Here is a 25,107-nt window from a genome sequence, read left to right on the forward strand (position 1 = left end):
GGCTGAGGCTGGTGCGGTGCGCGCCGTTGAACGTACGTGAGGGGAACCCTGAGGGAATCAGATTCCCTCAGGGTTCCCCTCACGTACGTCAGCGGCCCAGACGGTGCGCTTTGAAGAACTGAAGGATCACCGGGGTGGCGTCGATCGGGGCAGGGGTGTCGGAGTCGTTGTTCGGGCGGGTGCTCGGCCAGACATGTCCGGCCCCCTCCACCCGGTAATGCACCAGCGAACATCCGGGCCACCACTGCTTGACCACATTGCGGACCGGAGAAACCGAGACTGGGTAAGGGAAACACCGGTCGCGCGCGGCCCAGTCGTTCAGCCAGTCCGGAATGGACGGAAGCCCCTTCGCGGGATTTCCGGTGTACGGAATGGTGGTGTCGGCCGTGCCGTGGAAGTCGAGCAGCGCGACCTTCCGGCTCGGGCGGCAAGCCCCGCCCTGGGGATAGAACGCGCCGGAAACCGGGGCGAACGCGGCGATCCGGTCGGCCATCCGGCACGCCAGCACGCCGACGAACCCGCCGCCGTTCGACTTGCCCGCCGCGTAGATCCGCGCCGGATCCACGCACATCCGGTGCTGCAGCGAGGTGAGGAGGTCACCGGTGAACCGGACGTCGTCGACGGGGGCCGAGTAGGGCGCACCGGTCCAAGCGGATTTGCCGTCCGTGCCGGTGACTCCCTGCGGGTACACCGCGATCACGTCCGAGCCGGAGAAACCGGACAGTTCTTCTTGGTACTCCGCCGTGCGCCCGTGCCCGTGATAGGAGAGGACAACCGGGTACTGCCGGTGCGGGTTGTAGCGCGCGGGCACGTAGATCCGGTACTCGCGATCGATCCCGCCGGATGTCAGATGCTCGACCGTCGTGGTGCCGGCGCTTTCCACCGCCTGCCCGCATCCGGTCGTCGGCGCCGGTTCAGCCGATGCTGGCGCGGCAAACATCCCGAGCCCGATGGCCGCCGCTAGTACGGCAACGCCTGCACGGAAACGTCCGGACATCCGATCCTCCTCGATCGACGGGCGAGCGCGACCATAGTCACCCCGCATCGGCCCCGGACGAACCTTTCGTTCATTGAGTTAACGACTAGGCTCGCCTGGGTGACGGACGCGGAAGAGTCCTCTGCCAACCACATCACCGGCGGTCAGTTCGACAAAGTCGTCATGGCCGGGGCGGTGCACGGCGACATCAATGTCGGCCGGTCGGGCGACACCCCGGAGGAGCTGGCCGATCCGCTCCTCGCCTCGGTCCGGCTGCGACCCGGCGGCACCCTGGCTGACCTGGTGCTCGACACCGATCCACCGCGGGTCGCGGTTCCCGGCGGAACCGTCCACATCATCACCGTGGAAGCCAGGACGACCCGCGCCGTCGTCCTGCAATCCGCGCGGGTCGTGATCGTTTCGCGGACCCCTCCGCGCCCGGCCTGCCTGCAGGTCCGGATCGGCGGCCTGCTGGAACCGCGCCCCTTCACGACCGATTTCGACGCCCCGTCGCCGCGCCTGGTCGCGCAGGGCCCGGATTTCCCCTTCACCGTCAGCGCGACCGACATCGAGCAGTTCGAGATCGAACCGATCACCACCACCCACGAGGTCGCCTGGCGGCTCGAAGTGGACTGGACCTGCGCGGGCCGCCATGGCACCGCAGTCATCGATAACCAGGGTGAGCCGTTCCACGCGTATCCGGTGCCCGCTCTCTTCTCCGGCCACTCGCCTTCAGTGCTCAACTCCGGCTGCGACCTGTTCCACGAACGAGGCTGCCCGGCCAGCCTGCTCGACGGCCCTGCTTCACTCTGGGACCGCGCACAGCCTCCGCCGTATCCCGTGCTGCCGCCTCTCATGGAGGCTCCGACCTCCGTGGACCTGGACCCCGACCTGAAAGACTCGTGGCCCGAATACCGCCGGGTCGCCAACGCCATCCGGATGTCGGCCGCCGAACCGGACTTCCGCGGCCACGAACCGCCGGAGTACCGCGCACTGCTCATCCGAGTGCTGCGCTACCTTTTCGTCTCCGGCCAGGCTCACCCCGGTGTCGCTCTAGGTCGCATCCTTCACGCCGAATGGACCGCGGCACTCGGCGAAGACCACCCAGACACTCTCGCCGTCGTCAACCGCCTGGCTGGTTGCCTGATAGGCACCGCCGAATACGCGGAGGCGCGCAACCTGCTGGGCGACCTCGCGTCCAGAGCCGGACGCGTCCTGGGCGAGGACGACCCGCTGACGTTGACCGCCATGAACAACCTCTGCGTGGCGTACCTGGGGCTGGACGAATACGAACGCGCTCGCCGCCTGACAGAGGATGTCCTGTCCCGAAGCCGCCGCGCCCTGGGCCCGGACGCGTTGGGCACCCTGCGGACGACGGGCAACCTGGTCAAGATCCACCTCCGCCGCGGCGACCGCGCCGCAGCTCGCGCTGTACTGGAAGACCTCCTGCCGCGTTGCCGAAGGGCGCTGGGGGAGGACCATCCGCAGACGGTGAGTGCTGCCGCCACGTTGGCTCAAGTCCTCGCGGAGGAGGTCTGAGCCTCAGAAGCCTTGCCGGAGCGCGGTTTCCGCGGCGGCAAGGTGGTCCGGACCTATCCCCGCCGCCGGGTGAACCGGGATCAGCGCGGTAGCGATGCCACCCCGGCGTTCGAGGAACCGCTGCCGGGCACTGGGGAACAGGTCGAAGTCGTCGTCGAGCCACGCCAACGGCCGCCCCGCCGCGAAGCGGCCGACCGCACCGAACTTCCAGTCCGGATGCCGGTCATAGGCGCGTACACCGACCACGGCAAGCGCGGGCAACCCGAGAGCCGGGCCGACGGTGGTGTTGGCCTCGTCCTCCCACGAACTCACCCACGCCAGCTCGGCACCGGTCCGCTCGGCGAGAGCGAGCAGCGCGACCCCGTGCGCCGGATTGAGCCAAGCCCGGCGCACGGTCTTCCGCCGCCATCGCGAAGCACGCCACTGATGTTCGACGAAGCCAGGCGGCGGTGTCTCAGCCGCGAAAGGATTCAGCGGCCCGTCCACGTCGAGCAGCAGAATCGGCTTCACACTCCGACGCTACTCGCCACCAACCCCAGCTCAAGGACGGCAAAACCCCTTACCCGCCAACACCCGCTCCACCGAAGCCGTCACCTGCGCGGAAGACAACTCCCCGCTCTGCACCGCCCGCTGAAGCCGATCCACTACAGCCCCCACGTCGTTGTGCCCAGACGAGAACAACGCCTGGTCCGCCCCCGCCTGCAACGACTTCAACACCGCATCCGGCAACGCGAACCGGTCCGTGATCGCCTTCATCCCGCCGAGATCATCCGTGATCACCGGGCCCGTGAAGTGGAACTCGTTGCGCAGCAACCGATACGCCTCCGGCGCGAGCGACGCGGGCTCATCCCCAGTCAGCCCCGGGACTTCCAGGTGCCCCACCATCACCCCGACCTGCCCGTACTCCGAGATATCGCGATAAGGCACCAGATCGACCCGTCGCAGCTGGTCGAGCGGCGGGGTCACGACGGTTCCGCGGTGCGAATCGCCGGATCCGTGGCCGTGGCCCGGGAAATGCTTGAGCACCGGCTGCACCCCGCCCGCGCGGAGACCCTCGGCGAAGGCCATCGCGTACTGCCGGACCTTCTCCGGGTCCGGGCTGTAAGAACGGTCGCCGATCACTGCGTCGTCGGGTTCGTCGCTCACGTCCGCGTCCGGGGCGTAGTCGACGGTCACCCCGCGTGCGCGCAGTTGCTTGCCGCGCTGCTCGCCGATCGCGCGCACCTCGTCCGGCGTCTTCGAGGCGGCCAGTTGCCGGGCGCTCGGGAGCGAGCCGTCGAGGTCGTCGATGCGCTGCACCCGGCCGCCCTCCTCGTCGACGGCGACCGAAACCGGGATCTTCGCGGCCCGCTGGACGCCGGCGAGCGCGCCATTTTGCAACAGCGTGGTCTTTTTGTCGCCCACGAAGATCCCGCCGACCTGCTGCGTCCGCACGAGCTCCGCGACGGCCGCCGGATCGCCCGCGTTGACGCCCGGCACCACGAGTTGCGCCACTCGCGCCCGCGGATCCATCCCCGCCACCGCCGACGCGCAAGACAGCTGCCCCGGCACAGTCTGCGAAGGCGCGGTTGACGCAGGTGGAGCGGCTTGCGGCGAACTGCCCGCACTCGGCGCTGTGAGCGGAGTGGGCGTTGCTGTTCCGGAAACGGAACGATCCCCGGAGCACGCGGAAAGTGCACATATGAGCGTTAAGCCGCCGACGGCGCCTGCGGTGATCCAGCGGGGTCGTGCGTGCGCCTTCATCATTTCCTCTGCATGTCCGGACGGGTCTCCGTGACGGTAACCGAACCCCACCGGCGGGCCCAACTTCACGCTGTGAAGAATGAGCGCGTCCCGACTAGAGATTTCGTGAAGCCGCGGTGGGCACACTGCTGGAACACGACAGGCGAGTGCTCTGCACCGGGGAGGCAGCGATGAATCAGGTCAAGGTTGCGGCATGGGCTTCGGACCCGATCACCCTCGCGGGCCTCATCGACCATTTGCGCACGCGCCGCGAGGTGCGGGTGATGCCGGGCCAGCAGCGCGGTGAAGCCGCGGTGCTCGTGTTCGCCGCGAACCGCGTCACTCGCGAGGTGAAGGCGGCGCTGCGGGCCGCGGCCTCGGAAACGCCCGCGGCCATCGTGTTCGTCGCCGGGTACGTGGACGCCGACGACCTGGCCGAGCTGGCCGCCTGGCACGTCGCCGCGGTGTTGCCGCGCGACGCGATCGGCGGCGACCAGCTGGTGCGCAGCATCGTGGCCGCCGCCTCCGGGCGCGAGACCTCGATGCGGGATCTGCTGCACCAGGCCGAGACCCTGCGCCGCGGCGGCGACCACACCAACCTGTCGCCGCGCGAGGTCGACGTGCTGCGGTTGATGGCCGAGGGCTGGGACACCGCGGAAATCGCGAACAAGCTCTGCTACTCGGAGCGGACCGTGAAGAACGTGATCTACGGCATGACAAACCGGCTCAAGCTGCGGAACCGTCCGCACGCCGTCGCCTACGCGCTGCGCGCCGGAGTGATTTAAAGGATGCTCACCACGTGCGAAAGCTGACCCGGCGCCCGGCCGTTGCCGCGCTCGCCGCCGCATTCCTGTTACTGGCGGCCGCGTGCGGTTCCGCCGCGTCCTCGGGGAAGATCACGCTCAGCGTGGCGACATTCGGCGAGTTCGGCTACGCGCCGCTCTTCGAGCAGTACCAGAAAGACCATCCGAACATCGAGATCCGCAGCCGGGTCACCGATTTCGACACGCATTTCAAGAGCCTCGCCACGCAGCTGGCGGCCGGGCGCGGCGCGGCCGACGTCGTCGCGGTCGAGGAGCAGTACATCCCGAAGTACATCCGGGCCAAGGACAAATTCGTCAACCTGGCCGAATTCGGCGCGGACAAGCTAAAACAGCAATGGGCGTCGTGGAAGTGGGCGCAGGGCACCTCGGGCGATTACGTGTTCGGGCTCGGCACCGACATGGGCAGCCTCGCGATGTGCTACCGCCGGGATCTGTTCCAGCAGGCCGGATTGCCGACCGACCGCAAGGCTGTCGCCGAGCTGATGCCGGATTGGCAGGGCTACGCGAATGTCGCCGCCCGGTTCACCGAAAAGCTGCCGAAGGTGAAGTTCGCCGATTCGGCGGGCACGGTCTACACCGCGATGCTCAACCAGTCGCCGGAGAACTACTTCTCGGCCAAGGACGATTCCTACATCGCCGACCGGAACCCCAGCGTGCGCACCGCGTTCCAATTGTCCGGCGGCCTCGCGCAAGCCCACGAAACGGCGGGCGCGACGACGTACACGCAGGCTTGGAACGTCGCGATCAAACAGGGCAGCTTCGCGACCATCGCGTGTCCGGCCTGGATGCTCACACAGATCAAGGAAGCCGGCGGCGACGCGGTCAGCGGCAAATGGGACGTCACGACAGTGCCGGGCAACAGCGGCAACCAGGGCGGTTCCTTCCTCGCCGTGCCGAAGCAAAGCGCGCACCCGAAGGAAGCCTACGACCTCGCGCAGTGGCTGACGGCGCCCGCGCAGCAGAAGCGGCTTTTCCTTTCCGACGGAATCCTGCCGAGCGAACCGGGCGTGTACCAGGATCCGCAGGTCATCGCCCACACTGATCCCTATTTCTCGAACGCGCCGGTCGGCCAGATCTATGCGGCGTCTGCGGACCGGCTGCGGCCGAACTACCGCGGCCTGCACGACGCGGACGTGCGTCCCGAATTCGGCCGCGCGCTCGGCCGGATCGAGGACGGGAGCGAGAACGTCGAGCAGGCGTGGGCCGACGCGGTCCGGATGGGCCGCGACGCGATCAAGTAGCTGTCGTGGACCGGAAGCTCACCCCCTACGTCTTCATCCTGCCGTTCTTTGTCCTTTTTGGAGTGTTCGGCGCGTTCCCGCTGCTGTACACGTCGTGGGTTTCGCTGCACCGGTGGGATTTGCTTTCCGGTCCGGAAGGCGGCCTCGGCTTCTCCAATTACGTCGAGCTGTTCGGCGATCCGCGGTTCTACAACGCGCTTTTCAACACCGTCAGCATCTTCCTGCTCGCCGCGATCCCGCAGTTCTTCCTCGCGCTCGGCATCGCCGCTTTGCTGAACCGGCCGCTGCGCGCGGCGACCTGGTGGCGGGCCGGGCTTTTGCTGCCGAACCTGGTGTCCGTGGTCGCCGTCGGGCTGGTGTTCGCGCAGCTGTACAGCTCGGGCTACGGCGTCGTCAACGAAGTGCTCGGCTGGTTCGGGGTGCCGCCGATTTCCTGGCAATCGCACCAATGGTCGTCGCACCTCGCGGTGGCGAGCATGGTGATGTGGCGCTGGACCGGCTACAACGCGTTGATCTACCTGGCCGCGATGCAAGCGGTGCCCCAGGATCTGTACGAGGCCGCCGCGCTCGACGGCGCCTCGCGGTGGCGGTCGTTCTGGTCGATCACCGTGCCCGGCATCCGCCCGACCATCGCTTTCACCGCGGTCGCCGGCACGGTCAACGGACTCCAGCTCTTCGCCGAACCCCAACTGTTCGACGCCACGGGCAACGGGGGCGCAGGCGGCAACGACCGGCAATTCCAAACGCTCACGATGTATCTGTACGAAAAAGGCTTCGGCAAATTCGACGCCGGATACGCAGCGGCCCTGTCTTGGGTGATGTTCCTGATCTGCCTGGTGTTCGCGGTCTTCAACTACCGGCTCGTGCGCCGCTTCGTAGGTGCGCAGTGATCCGCCGGGGCCGGGCCGGGGGCTGGGTGTACGCCGTGCTGGTGGGGCTGGTCGCGTCGTCGCTGTTCCCGCTGTACTGGTCGTTCGTAGTGTCCACTCGGGACAACGCGGCGATCGGCGAGACCTCTCCGCTGCTGCTGCCCGGCGGCCATCTCTTCGACAACATCCAGCGTGTGTTCACCACCGTCGATTTCTGGCTGGCGATCGGCAATTCGCTGATCGTCGCGACGACGGTGATGGTGTCCAATGTGGTCCTGTCCAGCTTCGCGGGCTTTTCGTTCGCCAGGCTCCGCTTCCGTGGCCGCAACACACTGTTCCTCCTGGTGGTCGGCTCAGCCATGGTGCCCGCGCAGCTCGGCGTCGTCCCGCTTTACCTGGTGGTGAGCGATTTCGGCTGGTACGGCCGGCTCGAAGCGGTGATCGTGCCCGCGCTGGTGAGCGCGTTCGGCGTGTTCTGGATGCGCCAGGCCTGCGAGGGCTCGATCGACCAAGACCTGGTCGACGCGGCCACTGTGGACGGAGCGTCGGTGCTGCGCACGTTCTGGCACGTGGCTGTCCCGGCGATCCGTCCACAAGCGACTGTCTTGGCGATGGTGACTTTCCTGGGCGCGTGGAACGACTACTTCTGGCCGCTGGTAGTCCTCGACCCGGCGGAAACGCCGACCGTGCAGGTAGTCCTGTCCCAGCTGGCCAGCGGCTACTTCACCGACTACGCCCTGATGCTGACCGGCGCGACGCTGGGCGTGCTGCCGGTCATCATCCTCTTCCTGCTGCTCGGCCGAAACCTGGTGCGCAGCATCTCGACCGGTCTGACCCGGGCGTAAGTCACGAGACGTAACGCCCGAAGAACCCGGCGATCGCAGACCGCTGCACGGCGATGCTCGCCCGCGGATCAATAGTCCCGATCCGCGTCTGCTGCACCTTCGGATCGACCGGCACCCGCTGCGCCAGCTTCGGCAGGAACCACTGGACATCGGTGTAGCTGTAGTGCATCGCCGTAGCCAGGGTGACGTCCTGCTTCGGAGAAGAAGTGTGCTCCCACAACGACTTCCACGCGGGCGACGTCCGATGGCTGCGCGCCTGCCCGTCACTGGTGCTCCCCGACGACCCCATCAGCAACACCGGCCGCGACACCCCCTCCGCACCGGCGCGGGTGAGCTGCTTGCCATCGACGTCATAGGCGAGCCAACCGTCCAAATCGGCCGCCGCATCCACCCGGGAGTCCACTGTAGACATCTCGGCAGCCGTATCACCGCCGAACGAATGCCCGATCGCCCCGACCCGGCTCATGTCCATCGACTGCCCGAGCCCCGGAATGCCCGGCAGCTGATCAAGGGCGAACCGGACATCCGCGACCCGCGTCCGCATCCCGGCCACCAGGTCCTTGCTCCCCTGAGAGAACACCACCCGCCCGTCCGGGAACACGACAAACGGCGCCTCGCCGGTGTGGTCGATAGTCACCACGATGTACCCGCGGCTGGCGAGGTCCTCGGCGGTCGCGCTGCCCAGCGCCCGCAGCGACGCCCAGCCCGGCGAGTAGACGACCACCGGCCACCGCCCCTGCACCGGCGCGTTCGCCCGGGCATGGGTCTCGACAGCTGCCCAGTCGACCTTGCCGGTCGGCAGCCCCAGCGCCGGCGCCGCACCCTGGTCGAAGTACTGGGCGGCCCCCGAGGGCAGATATCGCGCCTTCGGACCAGCGCCGGGCCGGGTCGGGTACCAGACGCTGACCATCAGCTCCCGGTTCCGCGCCTGGTCAACGAGGTGGACGTCGCGCTCGCCGATCGCGTGCGGCCCGGACGGTGTGGGAAGTTCAAAAGTGGTTTCCGCCGCGGCGGGCGCGGAACCCAGTGCGGTAACGAGGAGGGCGGCGGCGAGGACAGTTCGGAAGCGCATGCCGGAACTCTGCCGGTTTGCCCGGGATGCCCGCGCCTGCCGACCGTCTCCAGCGACCCCCTACTTTCGTCACCCCGTTCGTCGCGCCACGGTCGTCGCCAGCTCGCTCCGCGACGGTGCGTCCAGCTTCCCGAGCAACCGCACGACGTGCGCCTGGACCGTCCGGCGCGGAATCCGCAGCTCGGTCGCGATCTCCGGATTGGACCGACCCGCGGCGACCAGCCGAGCAATACGGACTTCCAGCGTCGACAGCGATTCCCAGCCGTGCTCGGGCCGCGCCGACGCCAGCGAAGCACCGCGCTGCACGCCGACCGCCTGCAACCGCGTCTCCGCGTGCTCCAGATTCCACGCCGCCGAAAGCTCCGTGTACAGCGAAGCTGCCTCGTCGAACGCAGCCTGCGCGGCATCCAACCGACCGACCCGAGCCAGCAGCACCGCCGCATCCTCCAACGCGCTGGCCAGCTCCGGTTTCCGCCCCACCGCACGGAAATGCTCCACCGTCCGCAGCACGGGCTCCGGATCCTCGTCCAGCAACCCGCGACACCATTCCGCGGCCGCGAACGCCCGCGCCGGTTCGAGTTCCTTCTCCGCCTCTTCGACACACACCGCCAGCGCCCGCTCCGCTGCCGCCCGGTCGCCCGCCGCCAACGCGATCTGCGCGAACTGCGGCAACCACTGATGCCGCAACATCATCTGTGCGTACGTCGGATTCAGGATCGGTTCGAACACCGTGATCGCCTTCTGCAAATCACCCTGCTGATAGGCGACAAGCGCATGCGCGGCAAGCAAAAAGTCGAAACTCTCCCGCTCGGCACTGGTCGCGGGCGCGTGTTCCTCCGCGGCGTCCAGCAGCGCGGCCGCCTGCGCGTGTTCGCCCCGCCGGGCCGCGATGAGCGCCGCGACCCCGTGCAGCAGCAACGCCGCCGCACCCGGTTCGCGCAGGCCGAAAAAGGTGATCGCCGGACCGTCCTCGGTCACCGTGTCCAGTTCGACCAGCGCTTCGTCCCACCGGCCTTCCCAATACCGGTGCACCGCGACGGAAACCTGCAGCCCGCTCGGCATGCTGTGCCGCCGCGTGACCTCGGCGGCTTCCTGCAGCGTGCGGTTCGCGTCGTCCAGCCGGTCGAGGTTCTGCAGCGTGAAGACGCGGTTGTCCAGCAGATCCAGGTGCAGATCGGCCAGTTCGTGGTCGTCGCCGACGGCCGCGATCGCCTCGTCCACGTGCTTCAGCGCGCTGGCGTGATGCCGCCGCACGGAATCGACCAGCCACAACGTCTGCAGCGCGTGCGCGGTGAGGTAGCCGTCGCCGTTCGCCTCGGCTCGGGCGTGGTGCGCGTTCTCCTCCGCGACGTCGAGGTCGTCGAGTCCGCCGCGCCGGTAGTTCGCGAGCAGGTGGCGACCCCGGACCCGCCACAGCTCCGGGACTCCCGGATCCTCCGCCGGATTCCCGAGCGTCTCCACCGCGAGTTGCGTGTCGCCCCGCCGGAACTGCATCGCGGACACGATGTGGCGCATCTCCGCCGCGTGGTCCGGATCGCGAGCCAGCTCAAAGGCTTGCAGCGCAAGGTCTTCCGGACTCCGTTCGAGCCGGAACAGCACCCGCACCAGCGCGACCAGCAACGGCTCGCGGCGCGGATCGTCGTCCTCGACCACGGCCAGCGCGCGCTCCAGCAGCTCGACCGCGATCAGCGGAGCCCGGTTCGACACCGCGCTCTGGTGCTCCACGAGCCAGTCCAGCACCCACGGGTCCACAGTGGACGGAACGGCCACGAGCTGCTCGGCGACCCGCTTCACCGGCGCGCCGATCTTGGCCAGCGCTTCGGCGGCCTGGCGATGCTGCGCGGCCCGGGTTTCCGGCGGCAGATGGTGGTACAACGTCTGGCGCAGCAACGGAAGCCGGAACGCGAGCTGGGTGCCGGTGTCGAGCAGGATGTTGTCCGCGACCGCCATTTCGAGCGGCCCGAGCAGGTCCGACGGCCGCTGCCCGAGCACCGCCGCGATGTCGCCGACCGCGAATTCCATGCCGAGAATCGCGCCCCAGCCCAGCACGTGCCGGGTCTGCTCGGGCAGCAGTTCCAGCCGCCGGTTGACCGCCGCGACGATCGACTCCGGCGGCTCGAACCGCAGCGGATCCGGGACGTCGGCGAGCCCGTCGCGCTGTTCGACCGCGCCCGAGTGCATCAGCGCGTCCAGCATTTCCTTGAGGTACAACGGATTGCCGCCGGCGCGCGCGGTCAGGTCCCGCAACCGCGGCCCGGGGTCCGCGCCGATCTGCCGCTGCAGGAGGCACAGGACGTCGTCCTCGCCGAGCGGTCCGAGGTCGAGCACGACCCCGTCGCGCGTCTCGACGCCACGGCGCAGCTGGGTCATCTCCGGCCGCTCCGGTGCCGGTCGCGTCGCGGCGACCAGCAACAACGGCAGCTGCCGGGCAGCCGCGGACAGCCGATGCCAGACCAGCACGCTCGACTCGTCCGCCCACTGCAAGTCATCCACCACGAGCAACAACGGCGATTCGGCGCACAGCTCGTCGACGAGCGCCAGCAGCCGGTCGACCGAATCCAGCACCGGGTCGCCGACGCGCCGCACCGGCTCCTCGCTGCTCAGCGCGACGCGCGCACGGCGCGGATCCGGCGAATGCGGGTCGATCGCCAGGCATTCGTGCATGACCTGCAACGGAAACCGCATGCTCAGCTCGTCCGCGGTGACCCAGGCGACCTGCAGGCCGCCGGCGTCGCCGAACGCGTGCGCCAGCAGCTCCGACTTCCCGATCCCGGCCTCGCCCTCGATCCACACCGCCCGGCCCCGGCCCGCGCGGACCCCGTCGAGCAGCTGGTGCAGCTTGCCGACCTCGGCTTCCCGGCCGAGCAATGGATCCCGCGGCGCACGCACGACCGGCTCGGGCACCGCCGGTCGCCGCAGGTCCAGCGCCGGATCCTCGGCGAGCACGCGCTGGTGCAGCTCGCGCAGCCCCGGCCCGGGTTCCACGCCCAGCTCCGCGCGCATCGTGCTGCGCGCGTCGCGGAACACATCGAGCGCGTCGGAATGCCGACCGCTGCGGTAAAGCGCGAGCATCAGCGACGCCCGCAACGATTCGCGCAGCGGATACTCGGCGGTGAGCGCGGTCAGCTCAGCGATGATCTCCTGGTGGCCGCCCATTTCCAGCCTGCTGCGGGCGGCCCGGTCCAGCGTGTCCAGCCGCAGCTCTGCGAGATATGCGCGATGCCGCTCGGCGAAATTGCCAGGCACCCCGGACAGCGCTTCGCCGTGCCAGAGCTTGAGCGCGGCGCTGAACTCGGCCACCGCGCGGTTGTGCGCCCCGGCTTCGGCCTCGCGCTTGCCGTCTTCCCGGTGTTGCTCGAACTTCGCCGCGTCCAGCGCTTCCGGCGCGAGGTCGAGCGTGTAGCCCGCCGGACCGGAGCCGAGCACCGTCGACGCGGACCACCGGGTGCGTTCGGGTTCCAGCGCGCGACGCAGTCCGGAGATGTAGGTATGGACGCTGCCTTCGACACTGGCCGGCGGCGACTCGCCCCACACGCCCGCGATCAGCTCCGCACGCGGTACCGGCCGTCCGGCGGCGACCGCCAGCATGGCGAAGACCGCCCGCTGCCGCGCGGGTCCGAGCGAGATTTCGGTCGTCCCGCGCCAGGCGCGCAGCGGGCCGAGCGCCGTTACCCGCACATCCCCTGGCATGCCGTTCCATTCGCCGTGTTGACCGAGTTTACCGGTCGATCATGGACGCGAGTCCACCCCGGTTCACTCTCCTGCCGCACGCGCGCGGACCGGACTGGCCCGCCGGATGCCGTACGGCTGCATCCGCGTCTCGGCCCGCCGCACGTCCCACGCCGCGCCGACCGAGGTGTAGCTGGTGAGTGCCGCGAGGAAAGCCGTGCGCGCCTCGTCGAGACGGCGGTACTCGGCGAGCAGGATCGCGGCGTCCTCGCTGGCGCGCGCGTGCTTGAGCATCCGTCCGGCGGCCTCATAGTGCGTGGCGGCGCCGAGGATCGCGTCCGGATCCGCGGTGACCAGGCCCCGGCAGTGCGCGGAGGCCGCGGTGTGCGACGGCGGAGTGTCGTATCCGCTGGTGTCGCCCATCAGCCGCAACGCCCGGAACGCGTGCGGCTGGTCGCCGAGCTGCATAGCGAGCCGGGCGAGGTCGGGCAGCCACTGCTGGCGCGCGGCGGGCGGATAGCTCTGTTCCAACAGCGGGAGCAGCGCGGCGAGGGCGGCTTCGGGGTCGCCTTCCAGCTCGGCGAGCTGGGCGCGCGCGGCGAGCAGGTAGTCGCCGCCGTTCGGTTCGAGACCGTGCGGGAACTGATGCCGGGCAGCCGCGTCGAGATGCGCACGCGCCTCCTCCGGCTCGTCGCGGTGGCTCGCGATCAGCGCGCCGACACCGTGCACCAGCAACGCCGATCCTGGGCTGCGCAACACATACGACGCGGTTTCCGCGCCGCCCCGGATCACCGTGTCGAGTTCGGAGAGCGCCTCGCTCCACCGGCCGCGCCAGTAGTAATGCACCGCGCCGGCCAGGTGCATCTCGCCCGGCACCGCGCGGGTCGCGGCCAGCCTGCGCGCGGTGCTCAGGTCGGCGTCATTGTCGAGACCGTCCAGCACGCCCAGTTCGGACAGATCCGGTGCCGCCGCTTGATGATCGACGGCGAACCGTTCGATAGTCACGCGCAGCGTTTCGTGCCGTCCGCGCCACATCTCCGGCACCTTCGGATCGGCCAGCGTGCGGCGGACTTCCGCGGAAGCTTCGGCGAATTCGCCGCGGCGGTAATAGATGTAGGCGAGGATCCAGCGCATTTCCGCGGCCTGCCTGCTGTCCTTGGTGCGCGCGACGACCGACCGCGCCTCCGCCTCCGGCTCGCGACCGAGCCAGAACAACAGCCGGGCGAGCGTGGCGGTGAGCGGTTCGCGGGCCTCGGCAGGAAGCACGGCCTGCTTGACGACCTGTTTGAGCAGGTCCACCGCGATCCGCGGCGACTGCGCGGCGACCGTGCCGATGTGCTCGACCAGCCAGTTCGCGACCCACGGGTCCACCTGCGCGGGCGCGGCGGCCAGCTGTTCGGCGACGCGTTCCGCGCCCGCACCCGCTCCGTCGAGCGCTTCGGCCAGCTGCCGGTGCAACGCGACCCGCATCGCGGCCGGCGTCTTTTCGTACAACACGCGGCGCAGCAACGGATGCCGGAACGCGAGCAGATCGCCGGACTCGACCAGCACGCCCGCGGTGAGCGCCTCCTCGACCGCGGCGACGAGCGCGGTCGGCGCGCGCTCGGTGGCGATCGCGATGTCGGCGAGCGAGAATTCCTTGCCCAGCAGGGCCGCCCAGCGCAGCAGGTCTCGCGCGGAGCTGGAGAGGAAGATCAGGTACAGCGTGATCCGCGACCCGAGCGGCGACGGGATCGACCGGCACGAGGAACCGTCGACGATCGCGTGCGCACCGTCGAGCAGGATCATCGAATTGGCGAGCAGCGTTTCGACGATTTCCGTGGCGTAGCGCGGATTTCCGGCGGCATGGCCGAGCAGCAGCGAGAGCATCCGGTTCGGCGGCGCGCCGGTGAGGTCGGCGGAAATCTTCCGGATCTCGTTGTCCCGCAACGGCTCCAGGCACAGCAGCGAGGTCGTGCCGGACGACAGATCCGCGGCGAGCGCTTCGAGCGCGGCCGAGCGGGGGAGCGGCCGGCTCGCTCCGACGAGCAACAGCGGCAGCCGCCGGGTCTCGCGGGCGAGGTGCTGCCACACCTGCAGCGTGGTTTCGTCAGCCCACTGCAGATCGTCGACCACGAGCGCGAGCGGACCGTCCGCGCACAGCTGCCGGACCAGTCCGAGAATGCCCTGGACCGGATCCAGCTCCGGGTTCTCGGCGAGCGCCACCGCCAGTTCCGCGCGACGCAGGTCCGAGGCGCGCGGGTGCACGCCGAGCGCGTCCAGCAGCGGCCGGAGAGCAAAGCCCTGGTCGAGCGAATCGGCGGCGGCGAACAGTGCGGTATAGCCGGTTTCGTGCGCCAGTGCGACGGTTTCGGCCAGCAGCGCGGTCCGGCCGATCCCCGGTTCGCCCTTGACCCACACCGAACGGCCGAGGCCGCCGCCGAGACCGGCGACAGCCTCGCTGAGCAGCTGTAGCTCGTTCTCGCGCCCGACGAACGTCGCCGGGCGCGGCGGCAGCACCGGCAACGGGAAGCGCGGGACTTTCGTGACCGGTGCGGGCGTGGCCGCCTCGTCGGCGGCCAGCAGCTTTTCGTAAAGCTCCCGCAGCGCTGGCCCTGGCTCGGTGCCGGACGCTTCGACCAGCCGCTCGCGCAGCTCGGTGTAAACGGTGAGCGCCTCGTGATGCCGTCCCGCGTGGTCGAGCGCTCGCATGAGCAGACCGTGCAGCGGCTCGCGGAAGGGATGTTCGGCGGCGAGTTCGCCGAGCTGCGTGACGAGCCCGGCGGACTCGCCCGAGTCCATCGCCAGCTCGGCCCGGCGTTCGACGGTCGCCAGCCGGAGCTCCTCCAACCGCACGCGCTGCGCGGTGGCGTAATGACCGGATAGGCATTGCAGCGGCGTGCCGTCCCACTCCGCGAGAGCCTCGTCGAGCACACTCCGCGCTTCGGCCCGGCGTCCTTCGGCGAGCAGCCGGTTGCCGAGGTCGCGCAGCGCACTGAAGCGGTGGACGTCGATCTGCTCAGGCTCGACGCAGAGCGAGTAGCCGGACCCGGTGGAGGCGATCAGCCGCGATTCGGCGCCTTTGCGGCGGCCCGGTTCGAGGACGCGGCGCAGACCGGAGATATAGGTGTAGATGCTCCCCTGCGCGCTGGCCGGGGGCGCGTCGCCCCAGACTGCGTCGATGAGCACTTCGCGGGAGACCGTGCGGTTCGGAGAGAAGGCGAGCACGGCGAAGACTGTGCGCCGATGAGCGGAACCGAGGTCGAGCTGCCGGTCGTCGAGCCAGGCTCGTACCGGTCCGAGCAGCTGGATTTCCGGCGCCGGGACGCCGCCGGATGCCGACATCGGTCTCCCTTCACGCGCTGACGGATCGTCACACGCCGGATGCCTCTGGTGAGCTTACGCCGAAAAGGTGACGTGGCGGGACCGCCCCGGGTTGCTTTTGCCGGTCTTGTCCAGCGAATTGTCTGGTGGACAGGGTCGAGAGGGCGGCCCCGCGGTGAACGCCGGGCAAACCGGCCGGGCGGTCCGGCAGGCACACCTCCCGCGACAAAGGGGCATCCGGCCCGTTCCCCGGTTTCCGAACGGGAATCCCTGCGGCAGCCTCGATGAGGAACCCGCGCGCTCGATCGCGGTCTCGACGTGCGGACGGTGAGGAGGAGGCGTGGACCCGGTCCCGGGCCTGCCGGAACAGGCGGTGCCGTTCGCTGCGGCGATCGACGCCGCGAACGCCTGTTTCGGCACGGTAAACAGCGAAATGGCGGCGTTGCAGGCGTCGTGGCGCGGCGAAGCGGCGGTCCGGTTCGGCCAGGCGATGAACGATTGGGAGCAGCAGTTCGATCGCATTCTGGGCAGTCTGGCAGATCTCGTGGACGTCGCGCGCGGTGCGGCCGCGTCCCCGGCCGCTGAGCGCTCAGATGAGCGCTTGCGGTGCGCCGACTGTCGATGAGCGACGATCCCGGCTTCGATCAGGCCGCCGAAGTACTGTCCCGGATCCGCCGGACCACCGGCGACCTCGGCGCGGTGCTCGCCGAGCTGGAGTCCACAGTGGAGCCCGGGGTGGCAAGCTGGCCGGCGGCGGCGCGGGCCCGCTACCGGGAGGCCAAACGAGAGTGGTCGACCGCGCTGGACCGGATGCCCGAGTGCCTCGACCGGGCTGCCGAAGCCTTCCGCGAAATCTCTTCCGAAGACCTGAAAAGAGGCCGCTGAGCAGCGGGAACGCCGGTTTTCTTCACCGGCCTTCACGAGCGCGGCAGAAAACGTGAAGTCTCGCCCGACACACTGCGTGCAGGCAATGTGGAGGGGGTAGTCGTGAAGCTCGTCAAGGTCGCAGTGCTCGCCTCGGACCCGATCACCCGGGCCGGAGCGGCGAGCCTGCTGGGTTCGCGTCCGGAGCTGGTCCTGCTCGGGCAGGACGCGGCGAGCCAGGCGGACGTGGTCCTCGTGATGGAGGAGCACGTCACGGACCGGGTGCTGTCGCAGGTGCGGGAGCTCGGCAGGCAGTCCGAGCAGCTGACCGGGCCGCATCTGGTGATCGTCGTCGACCATTTCCGCGAGAGCGACCTGATGACGGCCGTCGAATGCGGCGTCGTCGCGATCCTGCCGCGCCGCGAAACCGGCGGCGGCGAACTGGTCGCGGCGGTGCTGGCCGCCGGGGACGGCACGGCGACGCTGCCGCCGCGGCTGCAGGGCGCGCTGCTCGCGCAGGTCCAGCGGATGCGCCGCGACGTGCTGGAGCCGAACGGCCTCACGCTGTCCGGCCTGGCCTCGCGCGAATGCGACGTGCTGCGGCTGGTCGCCGAGGGCTACGGGACCGAGGAGATCGCGACGAAGCTCTGTTATTCGGAGCGGACGGTCAAGAACGTGCTCTACGGCTTGATGACCCGATGCGGTCTGAACAACCGCGCGCACGCCGTGGCCTATGCCCTGCGGGCCGGCGCGATCTAATGTTCTGATCATGGCGCAGACGGCGGTAGAAATCGCTCGCGGAGTGCGGGCAGGGGAGCTGGACCCGGTCCAGGTGACCGAAGAAGCACTCGCCCGGATCGCAGCCGCGGACGGCGTCGTCGGTGCTTTCCGCCGCGTGCGCTTCGCCGAGGCACGAGCGGAAGCCGCCGAAGTCGCGGCCCGTCCGGACCTGGCTTCGCTGCCACTGGCCGGTGTCCCGATCGCCGTCAAAGACGTCACCGAGGTCGCCGGCGAATACCTGGGCTGGGGCTCCGAAGCAGGCCCGCGCACCCTGGCCGACGCCGACGGCCTGATCGCCTCCCGCCTGCGCGCGGCCGGTGCGGTCATCGTCGGCCTGACCCGCGTGCCGGAGCTGTGCATCTTCCCGACCAGCGACGATCCCGACGGCATCGCCCGCAACCCGCGCAACCCGTCGTTCACCGCAGGCGGCTCCTCCGGCGGAAGCGCCGCCGCGGTCGCCGCTGGCCTGGTCCCGATCGCCCACGGCACCGACGGCCTGGGCTCGATTCGCTTGCCCGCCGGAATGTGCGGAATAGTCGGCCTGAAACCCGGCCGCGACGTCGTTCGCGAAGACGCTCCCGGCTGGTTCGGCCTCTCTACCCACGGCCCGCTGGCCACCACTGCCGCCGATGCCGCTCTCCTGATGTCGGTTTTGGCCGACCGCCCAGACTGGGCCACGCTCGCGACTCCCGGCGCACAACGAATCGCGACCTCAACCCAGGTCCCCTTCACCCGAGCCCCGCTGCCGCGCCCCCTGCGCGCCGCCGTCGACCAGGCTGCCGACCTCCTGCGCTCCTCCGGCCACTCGGTCGATTCCGCGACCCCCGCCTACCCGCTCCGCGCCCTGGGCGGCCTGGTCGCCCGCTGGTTCGCCGGTCCGGCCGAGCAGGCCGCGGGTTCGTTCGACCTCTCGCGCCTGCAACCCCGGACCCGCGTGCACGTCCGCCTGGGCCGCCTGACCTCGCGTCTGGTCACCGACCGGGCCCGCGACGAATGGCAGGCGATCGCGGCGCAGTTCTTCGAGTCGCACGACGTCCTGGTGACGCCGACTTTGGCGACCTTGCCGTTGAAAGCCCGCCGCTGGCACCGGGAGTCTTGGCTGGCGAACGCGGTTCCGTCGTCGAGGGTGGCGTCGTTCACCGGCCCGTGGAACCTGGCCGGATACCCGGCGCTGTCGGTTCCGGTCGCCCGGCATCCCGTCCACGACCTGGCGATGTGCGTACAACTGGTCGCGCGTCCCGGCGGGGAGCCGGTGCTGCTGGGGTTGGCGGCGGAGCTGGAGTCGGCGAACCCTTGGCCGCGGACGGTCTAGTCCACGCCTAAACGCCGTGAAGGGCTCCTTGCGGGAATTAGATTCCCGCAAGGAGCCCTTCACGGACCTTGCACTGTTCTGCTGGCCGCCCGCCGAAGCGTTTCCGGGCCGACGGGCTCGCCGCGATCCGCGGGTCAGCTGCTCGGCTTGCCCGCCGTCTGCGGCTGGGACTTCGCGCCATTCCCCGTCGAGCCGTTCCCGGTCTTCGCGCCGTTTCCGGCCGCGTTTTCCGTCGAACCGCCCTTTCCAGCACCGCCATTCGCGGACGAGCCGTTGCCCGCCGGAGTCTTCGCAGCGGAACCGTTCTCAGCCTTGGGCTTAGGCGACGGAGACGGCGCGGTCTTCGACTCGACCGGCGCGGGAGACGGGTCCGGCTTCGCCGGGTCGTCGCCGCCAACCAGCTTCGACGCCGCGGGCAGCACCGATTCCGACGGCAGCGCCGTCAGCAGACCCTCGCTCCGGCCGAGCACCTCGTCCGCCATCGCCAGGTTCTTGCGCGCCTGTTCGCGGATCTCCGCGAGCCGCTCGACCTTCCGCGCGGCCGCGGTGGTGCGCTGGGCCGCCTGCGTGGTCGCCTCGTCGAGACGGCGCTTGGCCTCCGCCGTCGCCTCCTCGACGCGGCGGGTCGCCTCCGCGGTGGCTTCCGTGATCCGGCGTTCGGCCTGGTTCTTGCTGGCCGTGCGCTGGTCGGTGATCATCTTTTCGTGCGCGGTGCGCTCGGCGGTGATCTTCGCGTCGAAGTCGCGCTCGATCTTGCGGCGCTTGCGCTCGGCTTCGTTGTCGAGGAGTTCCCGGCGCTGCGCCGCCTCGACCGTCAGCCGCTGCACTTCGGCGCGGGTTTCCTTCAGCGCGGCCTCGTGCTCCGAGTGCAGCGCTTCGGCCTGCTTGTCCAGCTCCTCGACCAAGCGGTGGTACCGCTCGCGCAGCTTCGTGGACGCCTCGGTCGACGACGCCCAGTGCTTCTCGGCCGCCACCTGCGCGCGCTTGGTGATCTCGTCCGCCCGCGCGTGCGCGAGCGCGACGGTGCGCTGCATCCGCTCGTCCAGGTCCTCGAGCCGCTCCGGCGGCTTCAGCAGCTCCTCGACCCGGGACTGCAGCTTCGACACCTCGCCGCGCGCCGCCTCGAGTTCGCGCGACAGGGTGGCTGCCTGCGCGGCAGCCGCGTCGCGGTCGGTGATCAGCCGGTGCAGCTGACCTTCGAGGTGGTCGAGGTACTGCCGCACCTCGGTGCGGTCGAAGCCGCGCCAGGCTTCGGTGTACTCGCGCCGCAGCGGGAGGAGGCCGTTGTCTCGCTCGGGAACCATGCCCACGACCGTACCCGCGCCCCTGGCGTGCGTGCCGCCAGGAGTGGTGAATCACCGCCCCGGGTCGATTCTTCGTCGCGATCTCGCCTGAACGGCCTCACCCGCCGCGCGAAGCCGTCACTACCAGTGGAACCCGCGCGACAGCCGGGCCAGCGCCATCGCCGCGCGGGACAGGTGTTTCTCGCCCCGCCCGATCTTCAGTTTCCCGCTGCCGCCCGCCGCCGCGGAGTCCGGGAAAATCCGGAAACCCTGGTACGCGATCGCGTCGGTGAGCCCCGGCGCGAGCGTGTAGGTCAGCCCGATCGCCTGGCCCGCCGGGGTGCCGATGTGCTTAGGCCGCCGCACCAGCGCTTTCAGCACCATGTCCGCCGCCTGCTCCGGCGATTTCGTGGGGAAGGCGTCGTAGATCTTCGTCGGGCGGATCATCGGCGTGCGCACGAGCGGCATGTGGATGGTGGTGAAGGTGATCCCGTCGCCGTGCGTTTCGGTCGCCGCTATCCGGGAGAAGTAGTCCAGCGCGGCCTTCGACGCGGCATAGGCGGAAAAGCGCGGCGCGATTCCCTGCACGCCGATCGAGGAAACGTTCACGATGTGCCCGAATTTCCGCTCCGACATGTGCGGGAGGACCGCCAGGATCAGCCGCACCGCGCCGAAGTAGTTGATCGCCATCGCGCGTTCGTAGTCGTGCATCCGGTCGTACGACAGCTTGATCGAGCGCCGGATCGACCGGCCGGCGTTGTTCACGAGCATGTCGATCCGGCCGTGTTCGGAAAGCATCGCGTCCACGGCCTTGCGCACCGAATCCTCGTCGGTGAGGTCCGCCGGGTACACCGACGCGGTGCCGCCCGCCGCGATGATCTCGTCGCGCACTTCTTCCAGCTCGTGCTGCCGCCGCGCGACCAGCAGCGGCACCCCGCCCGCCGCGGCGACCTTCAGCGCGGTGGCCCGCCCGATGCCCGACGACGCGCCGGTAATGATCACCCGGCGGCCGTCCAGTTCGCCGCGCGGACCGTGCTTGCGCGCGCGGAACGGGTCGAGATGTTCGCGCCAGTAGCGCCACAGCGTCGCGGCGTATTCCTCGAGCCGGGGCACCTCGACGCCGCTTCCGGCCAACGCCTTCCGCGTTTCCGCCGAAGCGAACACCGATGGAAACGCCATCGTTTCCAGCAGCACCGGCGGAATGCCGAGCCGCTCCAGCACCGCGTCGCGGGCAATGGTGAACCCGGGAATGTGCTCGCTGAGCTTGACCAGCCCGACGATTCCCTTCGACACCTTGTCGCCGAGCTGCACCGTGATCGTCGGCGCTCCGGCGGCGCGGGCGAACGCGTTGTAGACCGACACCACCGGCTGCGGCTCGGGGTTCACGAGGTGGAAGGCGCGACCGTCGAGACCCGGCGTGGTGACCAGTTCCAGCAGCGCCTTCGCGACGTAGTCGACCGGAACCACGTTGGTGTCGCCCAGATCCGGGCCCGCGGACGGCACGTCGGGCAGCCCGGCGAGCCTGCTGATCGCGGGGAAGAGGTAGTACGGGCCGTCGATCTTGTCCATTTCGCCGGTCTGCGAATCGCCGACCACGACCGCGGGCCGGTACACCCGCCACGGCACCTCGTGCTGGTCCCGGACGAGCTTCTCGGCCTCGAATTTCGTGCGGTGATACGGCGTGATGAGCCGCTGGCCGACGTCGAACATGTCCTCGGTGAACAGTCCTGCGTGGTCGCCCGCGACGGCGACCGACGAGACGTGGTGCAGGCAGCCGGCGTTCAGGTCCGCGGCGAGGTCGAGGACGTTCTGCGTACCGTCCACATTGGCCCGGATGCTCGTTTCGTCGTCGGCGGTGATGTCGTAGAGCGCGGCGAGGTGGATGACGTGGTCGACGCCGCGCAGCGCCTCCCGGTCCGCTTCGGACACTCCCATCAGCGGTTCGCCGAGGTCGCCGGTCACAAGCGTCACGCGGTCCGGATGCGGCCATCCGTCGACGAGCGCGGCCAGCTTCTCCCGCGACGACGCGCGCACCACGAGCGCGACCCGCTCCACGTCCGGCCGGGTGAGCAGCTGCCGGGTGACCTGGCGTCCGATCAACCCGGTCGCGCCTGTCACCAAGAACGTCGCCATCTCCATCACCCTCCGCCGTGCCGCCGCCTGAACCCATGGGCATTCTGCTGCATGGACGCCGCCCTGACCACAACGCGGCAGGGTGAGGTTACTCGCAAGTAACTTAGCTTCCGCAAGGGGTTCCGCAGGTGGCGGCGGATTTTCGCGAGCGGAGGGCCCGGCAGAAACTGCGCGAACGGCCCCCTCGCGCGGTCTCAGCGGGGCACGAGGGGACCCCTCACGCCGGGTCCGCGATCACCACACGGTTCTCCTCGTACCCGTCGCTGCCGCCGATCCACCGTCCGCCGCAGGTCACCAGGACCACCCGATGCGGACCCGCCTGCCCGAAGAGATCGTCGGCGCGGCTCGGCAGATCGTTCTTGTGCACGGTGACCAGCTGGGAAATCCGGTACCGGCTCGTCTTGCCCGCGCGGTCCACGATCGTCACCACGTCGCCGATGCGTTCGCTCCACAGCTCCGAGAACGGACCGGTCGCGCCGCGCCAGTTGACGTGGCCCGCGAACACGCTCGCGCCGCTGACCGCTTCCAGATCCGCGCCCCACCACGCCGCCTGGCCGATGTCCGACGGCACCGGAAGCGTGTTGCCCGGCCCGAGGTCCTGACGCACCATCGCCGCGGTCCCGCCGCCGGGCAGCCGGATCGTGCCCGGCGCCTGCGGTCCGGGTTCCGGAGCTTGCCGATGCTCCGCGGGCGCGGCCGGCGGCGGTGCGGCCGCCGAACTGCTAGGCGGCGCCGCACTGCTCGACGGCGGCGGCGCGGGAGCCAGCTGTTGCGGGGAAGCGGCCGGTACGGCGGCGGCGACCGGGGACGCGCTCCCGGCCACCACCGTCGTCGGCGGCGAACTGATCACGACCGTCGCGAGTTCCACTGCCAGCACGCTTGCCGCGCCCAGCACGAACCCGCCGATCAGCCGTCCTTTTCCGGTCATTGCCCTTGCTGCTTTCGATTACCGCCGGGCCGACCGCCGAGCGGCGAACCCGACCAGCGCCGAACCGACGAGCACCAGCGCCGCGAGACCCGCGATGCCGCCCGTGGAGAAACTTGTCTCGACAGTGCCCTTGGCCATCGTCACCGGCAGGTCCCCGGCGGGAATCGCGTGCGGCACTTCGTTCGGCGTATTGGCCACTGTCAGGGCAAGTGTGCCGCCCGGCGTCAGCGATCCGCACGCGGCGGGCGGATTGTTCGGGTCGAACGCGTTGGTGTAACCCGGCGGCGCGTTCACCTCGACCACACAGACTTCCTGCGGGGCAAGCAGATTCTCGACGGTCGCGGTCCCGTTGTCGCCGCTGGTGGTGACCACGGCGGGCTGGCCGTCGGGCCCGTTGAGCGCCTTGCCGTCCTGACTGGTGGCCGCGGTCTTGCGGTCCTTGCCAGTGATCCGCAGAGTCGCGCCGCCGATGCCCTTGCCGGTCTTGGCGTCGGTCTTGGTGACCTGCACCTTGCCCGGCTTCGCTACGGCGACCACGCCCTGTGCGGTCAGTTGCTTTTCCCCGCCGGTGCCGACGACGCTCTGGATCCCGTCCTTGGTGTTGACCGGGTTCTGCACAGTCGGCTTGTCCGCGGGCGCGGACAACGAGGCGGCGAGCTTCGGCTGATCGCCGGTCGGCGTGACCTTCACCGTGACCGTGCCGTTCGCATCGGTCTTGATCGTCGTGTCCTTCTGCGCGGCCTGGGGCGCGGAGTTGCCGGAAGAGGAGTCGGACGCCTTCTCCGCGTCCGCCTTCTTGTCTGCCTGGCCGACGATCCCGTCGGTGGCGGTCAGCTTCACCGGAACGTCCGGGATGCCCTTGCCTTTGGAGTTCTTTACCGTGACCGTCCAGGTCGCTGGCTGGCCGAGGTGTTGATCGCCCTTCGGCGCGGTGACCGACGCGGTCCACGGACCGCGGTTCGCCTCGGCCTCGGTCTTCATCTTGGCCACGTCGTCCTTCGCAGCCGGGGTGAGCGCGTTGAGGTACTTCTGCTCGGGATAGGCGGCCTTGTCCGGGGGCGTGCCGAACTCTGTGTCGCCGGGCGTTCGCGATTTGGCGGTCCACGAGTGCAGCAGATGGGCCAGCGCGGCGGCCTCGTTGTTGTCAGAGGTATTGCCGTAGCGCAGCAACAGATAGGAGATGTTGCCCGCGACGTCGGGCTGCAGCTTTTCGCCCCACTTCGTCAGCAGTTCATCGCCCGGCTGGTACGCCTCGTCGCTGCCCGGTGCCTTCAGATGGAACCGAACACAGAAGACGTTCTTGCCGCCCACCTTGTACGAGCCGAGCCAATCTTCGTAATGGGTGGGGCCCTCGTCGTGGCCGATCGGCAGGCCAGGGCCCTTCACCGGGTCCGTGGCAGCCGAGGCGATTCCCGGTGTGGTTACGGAGAGTGCGCCGAGCAGTGCGGTCGCGACCAGCCCGGCGGCCGCGCGCCAGCGAGCGCGCGGGCGTGAGATCCACCCCATGGTGTGTTGGCTCCTTCGACGTGCCTGCCGACGCCGGAACGGCGTCTTCGCAGTTCACCTGATCGAACAACTCCCCGACACGCGTTCGGTCACTTCCCGGACACGCGATGTGAAGGTTCGCGGGTCACCATGGGAGTTGTCTAGAGACCATCGGGTGACCTGCGGTGAACGGTCGTGACCTTCATCGCCTACGGTGGCCGTAACGGGGGTCGCTCACCCGCGCGGGTGACGAGTAAAATCG

The 25,107-nt window shown here is 69.7% G+C and carries 19 protein-coding genes; 9 read left to right on the plus strand and 10 right to left on the minus strand.

The genetic code is table 11. The features are described 5' to 3' along the window. Positions 1-88: 88 nt before the first annotated feature. Entirely contained in the window at positions 89-997 is a 909-nt protein-coding gene (locus tag ACWDNU_RS35770; RefSeq protein ID WP_449672125.1) for an alpha/beta hydrolase family esterase, read from the minus strand. Between the two features lie 99 nt (positions 998-1,096). On the opposite strand from ACWDNU_RS35770, the gene ACWDNU_RS35775 reads away from it, so the two are divergent. Further along, complete coding sequence (locus tag ACWDNU_RS35775; RefSeq protein ID WP_449672126.1) at positions 1,097-2,515, plus strand: tetratricopeptide repeat protein; 1,419 nt, start codon at positions 1,097-1,099, stop codon at positions 2,513-2,515. Between the two features lie 3 nt (positions 2,516-2,518). Here the strand turns inward: ACWDNU_RS35775 and ACWDNU_RS35780 are convergent, their stop codons facing one another. Then, complete coding sequence (locus ACWDNU_RS35780) at positions 2,519-3,025, minus strand: hypothetical protein (protein WP_449672127.1); 507 nt, start codon at positions 3,023-3,025, stop codon at positions 2,519-2,521. Positions 3,026-3,055: 30 nt separating this feature from the next. Beyond that, positions 3,056-4,027 (minus strand): glycoside hydrolase family 3 N-terminal domain-containing protein, encoded by a 972-nt coding sequence (locus ACWDNU_RS35785; RefSeq protein WP_370934188.1) that lies wholly within the window; start codon positions 4,025-4,027, stop codon positions 3,056-3,058. 401 nt (positions 4,028-4,428) lie between these two features. On the opposite strand from ACWDNU_RS35785, the gene ACWDNU_RS35790 reads away from it, so the two are divergent. Genes ACWDNU_RS35790 through ACWDNU_RS35805 form a run of 4 tightly spaced genes read left to right on the plus strand, consistent with a single transcriptional unit; the run spans position 4,429 to position 8,016 of the window. Further along, positions 4,429-5,022 (plus strand): helix-turn-helix transcriptional regulator, encoded by a 594-nt coding sequence (locus ACWDNU_RS35790; protein ID WP_344279903.1) that lies wholly within the window; start codon positions 4,429-4,431, stop codon positions 5,020-5,022. Between the two features lie 14 nt (positions 5,023-5,036). Continuing rightward, complete coding sequence (locus tag ACWDNU_RS35795) at positions 5,037-6,302, plus strand: ABC transporter substrate-binding protein (RefSeq protein WP_449672128.1); 1,266 nt, start codon at positions 5,037-5,039, stop codon at positions 6,300-6,302. A gap of 5 nt (positions 6,303-6,307) precedes the next feature. Continuing rightward, complete coding sequence (locus ACWDNU_RS35800) at positions 6,308-7,192, plus strand: carbohydrate ABC transporter permease (RefSeq protein ID WP_449672129.1); 885 nt, start codon at positions 6,308-6,310, stop codon at positions 7,190-7,192. Continuing rightward, complete coding sequence (locus ACWDNU_RS35805; protein ID WP_449672130.1) at positions 7,189-8,016, plus strand: carbohydrate ABC transporter permease; 828 nt, start codon at positions 7,189-7,191, stop codon at positions 8,014-8,016. Before ACWDNU_RS35800 ends, ACWDNU_RS35805 begins: the two co-directional genes overlap by 4 nt. A gap of 1 nt (position 8,017) precedes the next feature. Here ACWDNU_RS35805 and ACWDNU_RS35810 read toward each other — a convergent pair whose 3' ends face one another. The 3 genes from ACWDNU_RS35810 to ACWDNU_RS35820 form a co-directional block, all read right to left on the minus strand. After that, positions 8,018-9,088, minus strand: a complete 1,071-nt coding sequence (locus tag ACWDNU_RS35810) for an alpha/beta hydrolase family protein (protein WP_449672131.1) — start codon at positions 9,086-9,088, stop codon at positions 8,018-8,020. 69 nt (positions 9,089-9,157) lie between these two features. Further along, a complete protein-coding gene (locus tag ACWDNU_RS35815; RefSeq protein ID WP_449672132.1) occupies positions 9,158-12,778 on the minus strand; it encodes a BTAD domain-containing putative transcriptional regulator in 3,621 nt (1,206 codons plus the stop codon). A gap of 63 nt (positions 12,779-12,841) precedes the next feature. Beyond that, positions 12,842-16,081: a BTAD domain-containing putative transcriptional regulator gene (locus tag ACWDNU_RS35820; RefSeq protein WP_449672133.1), complete on the minus strand. Its 3,240-nt coding sequence runs from the start codon at positions 16,079-16,081 to the stop codon at positions 12,842-12,844. Positions 16,082-16,400: 319 nt separating this feature from the next. On the opposite strand from ACWDNU_RS35820, the gene ACWDNU_RS35825 reads away from it, so the two are divergent. The 4 genes from ACWDNU_RS35825 to ACWDNU_RS35840 all read left to right on the plus strand — a co-directional run bounded on the left by ACWDNU_RS35825 (position 16,401) and on the right by ACWDNU_RS35840 (position 19,016). Then, a complete protein-coding gene (locus ACWDNU_RS35825; protein WP_449672134.1) occupies positions 16,401-16,685 on the plus strand; it encodes a WXG100 family type VII secretion target in 285 nt (94 codons plus the stop codon). Beyond that, the gene (locus ACWDNU_RS35830) at positions 16,682-16,945 is read left to right on the plus strand and encodes a hypothetical protein (RefSeq protein WP_449672135.1); all 264 of its coding nucleotides are present in this window, start codon (positions 16,682-16,684) and stop codon (positions 16,943-16,945) included. The genes ACWDNU_RS35825 and ACWDNU_RS35830 overlap by 4 nt, the downstream gene beginning before the upstream one ends. A gap of 102 nt (positions 16,946-17,047) precedes the next feature. Further along, a complete protein-coding gene (locus ACWDNU_RS35835; protein ID WP_344279883.1) occupies positions 17,048-17,683 on the plus strand; it encodes a response regulator transcription factor in 636 nt (211 codons plus the stop codon). Positions 17,684-17,693: 10 nt separating this feature from the next. Further along, entirely contained in the window at positions 17,694-19,016 is a 1,323-nt protein-coding gene (locus ACWDNU_RS35840; RefSeq protein WP_449672136.1) for an amidase family protein, read from the plus strand. Between the two features lie 134 nt (positions 19,017-19,150). On the opposite strand, the gene ACWDNU_RS35845 is transcribed toward ACWDNU_RS35840, so the two are convergent. The 4 genes from ACWDNU_RS35845 to ACWDNU_RS35860 all read right to left on the minus strand — a co-directional run bounded on the left by ACWDNU_RS35845 (position 19,151) and on the right by ACWDNU_RS35860 (position 24,866). Further along, the gene (locus ACWDNU_RS35845) at positions 19,151-20,320 is read right to left on the minus strand and encodes a cell division protein DivIVA (RefSeq protein WP_449672137.1); all 1,170 of its coding nucleotides are present in this window, start codon (positions 20,318-20,320) and stop codon (positions 19,151-19,153) included. A gap of 120 nt (positions 20,321-20,440) precedes the next feature. Then, the gene (locus ACWDNU_RS35850) at positions 20,441-22,432 is read right to left on the minus strand and encodes an SDR family oxidoreductase (RefSeq protein ID WP_370934199.1); all 1,992 of its coding nucleotides are present in this window, start codon (positions 22,430-22,432) and stop codon (positions 20,441-20,443) included. Positions 22,433-22,649: 217 nt separating this feature from the next. Then, entirely contained in the window at positions 22,650-23,360 is a 711-nt protein-coding gene (locus ACWDNU_RS35855; RefSeq protein ID WP_449672138.1) for a class F sortase, read from the minus strand. A gap of 18 nt (positions 23,361-23,378) precedes the next feature. After that, on the minus strand, positions 23,379-24,866 hold the full coding sequence (locus ACWDNU_RS35860; RefSeq protein ID WP_449672139.1) for a SpaA isopeptide-forming pilin-related protein: 1,488 nt from the start codon (positions 24,864-24,866) through the stop codon (positions 23,379-23,381). Between the last annotated feature and the right edge of the window lie 241 nt (positions 24,867-25,107).

The organism is Amycolatopsis sp. NPDC003676 (assembly GCF_053587275.1).